The following is a 3,262-nucleotide window of genomic DNA, read 5'->3' as shown; positions in this document are numbered from 1 at the left end:
CACCTGCGAAGTGCCTTCCCGCCTGCGTGATGGAACCCTAGAGAAGTCCCATTATGCCCTGCAGGACAGGCGCTTTCGCTTATCTACATGCTCGGATCGGTGAACAACCACGAATTTTCCAGGCTAGGTCCAGAGGGATGCGATGTCGGTGGCCTCGCCCGCCGGCGGTGCCGGCTCGCCCGCGGGAGTGCGGGAGAACCGCGGTGCCGGTGCGTGCTGGGTGATTCCGTCGAGCTCGATCAGCGAACCGCGCGCGGCGAGGTGCTCGTTGTTCGGGGCCTCGGCGAAGGTGAGCACCGGCGACACGCACGCGTCGGTGCCGAGGAAGATCTCCGACCACTCGTCGCGGGTCTTCGACAGGAACTTCTCGGTGAAGAGCTTCTTCATCTCGGGCCACGCCGACCGGTCGTTCTGGTCCGGCAGATCGGCGGGATCGAGGTCGAGTCCCCTCAGCAGCAGTGCGTAGAACTGCGGCTCGATCGACCCGACGGCCACGTACTTGCCGTCCTGGGTCTCGTACGTGTCGTAGTACGGCGCGCCGGTGTCGAGCATGTTCACGCCGCGCTCGTCCGACCAGGCGCCGCGCCCACGGAACGCCCACATCATGTGCGAGAGGGCAACGGTGCCGTCGACCATCGCCGCGTCGACGACCTGGCCCTTGCCGGAGGTCTGCCGCTCGACGAGTGCCGCGAGGATACCGAAGATCAGGAACATCGAACCGCCGCCGAAGTCCCCGACCATGTTGAGCGGCGGCACCGGACGCTCACCCTGGCGACCGATCGCGTGCAGCACACCGGTGAGGGAGATGTAGTTGATGTCGTGGCCGGCCACGCTGGCGAGCGGGCCTTCCTGACCCCAGCCCGTCATGCGGCCGTAGACCACCCGAGGGTTGCGGGCCAGCACCGCGTCGGGACCCAGACCGAGGCGCTCGGTGACGCCGGGTCGGAAGCCCTCGATGAGCACGTCGGCGCGCTCGAGGAGGTTCAAAACCTTCTCGATGTCGGCGGGATCCTTCAGGTTGGCCTCGACGATGCGGCGGTTGCGCTGGATCGGATCACGATGCCCCGCAGGCGGGATCTCGCCGGGACGCTGCACGATGACGACGTCGGCGCCGAGGTCGGCGAGCAGGGTCGCGGCGTGCGGGCCGGGGCCCAGGCCCTTGAACTCGACGACGCGGATCCCCGCGAGGGGACCCTTCTTCTCAACAGCTTCAGCGGACACTCGTCGAACCTCACTCCGTTGCGTAGGAACTGTCGCCACGGACAGTACCTTAGCGAGCGTTCAGAATATGAGCGTGGTCACGGTCTCTCGCTCACTCCTCGTAGAGGTCCGCCTCGCTCAGCCCGGTCGCGTCGAACGCGTCCTCGAGGTTCGGATGCCGCACCACGGTGACCACCTGATCGTCGACGACACGAAACGCGATGGCCTCCTCGATCGGAGTGTTCGGATCGGACGCCCACGTGGAGCGCTCCTCGACCACCACGATGCCGCTGTGCACGAACATGCGCCCCGGCTCGAACGTCACTCCCGCGGAGGTCGCCCACTCCCGCAACTCGTCGAGTCCTTGGTCTGGGTCGTCGTCATCGGTGGGCAGCACGATGTCGTCGCTGGAGAGTTCGACCAGCGTGTCGATGTCGTTGCTGTTGACGGCGTCGTGCCAGGCCAGGACGGTAGCGATCTCTGAGGTGCTCATGCCCGGAATGCTAGTCATACCGGCGTCGGACGGGACGGGCGAATGTGCCGAATCGGTTGCCGGACCTGCGCGCGCGGCGCACAGTGGACGGCATGATGATCAGCGGGCGCCTTGTGAGTTTCGTTCCCAGCACCGACCTCGATGTCTCGGAGATGTTCTACGTCGACACCCTCGGCTTCCGGAAACTGAGCCGCGACCCGTTCGCGCTGGTGCTCGACGGCGGGGACGGTGCACCCATCCGGGTCACCCTCGTGCAGTCCCGCGGCGAAACGGGATACACCGCGCTGGGCTGGCGAGTGCTCGACCTCAACGAAACCGTCGCCCGCATGCGTGAGAAGGGTGTCGACTTCATCCGCTACAACGGCATGGATCAGGACGAGCACGATGCGTGGCAGGCACCCGACGGGATCCGGGTGGCATGGTTCCGCGACCCGCACGGCAACGTGCTCTCCCTGATGGAGGGCTGACCCGCCCGCTCAGGCGCCGAACGAACCGCCCCACACGAAACCGGCGAGCAGCACCCCGAATCCGCCCATCTCCCCGACGATGAGCGCCACCATCGCGGCACGCAGGCCCCGCGTGGGGTGGGTGAACTGGTTGGTGGTGTCGCGGAGTGCCCCGTGCAGGATGTAACTCGCGATCGCGCCGACGAAGAACATCACCACCACGGCGGCGGCCGTCAGGTTCACCGCGGTCGGCCACGCGCTGAGTTCGACGAACACCGCGACGAGGAGCGTCGCGAACGCGTACATCAGTGCCGACCGGTGCGCGATGTCGACGTACGGGTGGGCGAGGTGGGTTTCCGACGTCACCATCTGCCGGTACTTCCACACACCCAGGCCGAGGGCGAGCAGGAAGATCAGACCCGCGGCGAGAAGCGCCAATTCGGTATCGAACCCCACATCCATCGGGCCAGTATGGGGTATGGGTGCGGATCAACTGCAGCCGCTGGTATTTCCACACGACGGGCAGGCGTGACACGAGCCGGCCCGCTGCATCCGCACCCCGCATTGCATGCAGTACGGGGCGTCCGGGTTGGCGGGTGAAGTCGCGGGGGCGCGGCCGGGAGCCGCCGCCGGATCCCGGGTCTCCACCGCCGGCGCGCTCGTGTACGGCGCCAGGGCAGGGGAATCCGGAACGGTACGTTCGGCGCTGGTGAGGATGCCCAGTTCGGTGCGCTCGTCGACACCCAGATAGTCCACCGCGAGCCGCCGGAAGATGTAGTCGAGGATCGAGGTGGCGATCCGGAGATCGGGGTCGTCCGTGATGCCCGCCGGTTCGAATCGGGTGCTGGTGAATGCGCGCACGAACGTGCGCAGCGGAACCCCGTACTGCAGTCCGTAACTCACCGACATCGAGAATGCGTCCATGATCCCGGCGAGCGTCGACCCCTGCTTCGACACCCGCAGGAACATCTCCCCGGGGCGACCGTCGTCGTACTCACCGATGGTGACGAAGCCCTTGCAGTCGACCACCCGGAACTCGAACGTGCGCGAATTGCGGGTGCGGGGCAGGCGTGCGCGCCGCGGCGCGACAGCGCCGTCTGCCGGCGCGGTGCCCACCCGCGGG

General features: G+C 67.2%; 5 protein-coding genes. 1 reads left to right on the top strand and 4 read right to left on the bottom strand.

Annotated features, from left to right (window positions below):
• Positions 1–123: 123 nt before the first annotated feature.
• Together Q8814_RS25240 and Q8814_RS25235 are read right to left on the bottom strand one after the other, a co-directional pair.
• On the bottom strand, positions 124–1,221 hold the full coding sequence (locus Q8814_RS25240) for a CaiB/BaiF CoA transferase family protein (RefSeq protein WP_330154694.1): 1,098 nt from the start codon (positions 1,219–1,221) through the stop codon (positions 124–126).
• 91 nt (positions 1,222–1,312) lie between these two features.
• Positions 1,313–1,693, bottom strand: coding sequence for a nuclear transport factor 2 family protein (locus Q8814_RS25235; RefSeq protein ID WP_330154693.1), 381 nt, complete (start codon positions 1,691–1,693; stop codon positions 1,313–1,315).
• A gap of 92 nt (positions 1,694–1,785) precedes the next feature.
• Between Q8814_RS25235 and Q8814_RS25230 the strand changes: the two genes are divergently transcribed.
• The gene (locus Q8814_RS25230; protein WP_330154692.1) at positions 1,786–2,160 is read left to right on the top strand and encodes a VOC family protein; all 375 of its coding nucleotides are present in this window, start codon (positions 1,786–1,788) and stop codon (positions 2,158–2,160) included.
• Positions 2,161–2,169: 9 nt separating this feature from the next.
• Here the strand turns inward: Q8814_RS25230 and Q8814_RS25225 are convergent, their stop codons facing one another.
• The gene (locus Q8814_RS25225; RefSeq protein ID WP_330154691.1) at positions 2,170–2,601 is read right to left on the bottom strand and encodes a hypothetical protein; all 432 of its coding nucleotides are present in this window, start codon (positions 2,599–2,601) and stop codon (positions 2,170–2,172) included.
• Positions 2,602–2,628: 27 nt separating this feature from the next.
• A partial coding sequence (locus Q8814_RS25220; protein WP_456239122.1) for a TSCPD domain-containing protein occupies positions 2,629–3,262 on the bottom strand: 634 nt, incomplete at its 5' end.

It is taken from the genome of Rhodococcus chondri (assembly GCF_036327435.1).
GTDB classification, from domain to species: Bacteria; Actinomycetota; Actinomycetes; order Mycobacteriales; family Mycobacteriaceae; genus Rhodococcus; species Rhodococcus chondri.
The sequence above is the reverse complement of the archived record's forward strand: the minus strand, read 5'-3'. Positions and strand labels throughout refer to the sequence as shown.

What these genes read in the sequence shown, in the direction of transcription:
- Q8814_RS25235 (WP_330154693.1), bottom strand. Translation starts at nt 1,693, where the DNA reads ATGAGCACCTCAGAGATCGCTACCGTCCTGGCCTGGCACGACGCCGTC.
- Q8814_RS25230 (WP_330154692.1), top strand. Translation starts at nt 1,786, where the DNA reads ATGATGATCAGCGGGCGCCTTGTGAGTTTCGTTCCCAGCACCGACCTC.
- Q8814_RS25225 (WP_330154691.1), bottom strand. Translation starts at nt 2,601, where the DNA reads ATGGATGTGGGGTTCGATACCGAATTGGCGCTTCTCGCCGCGGGTCTG.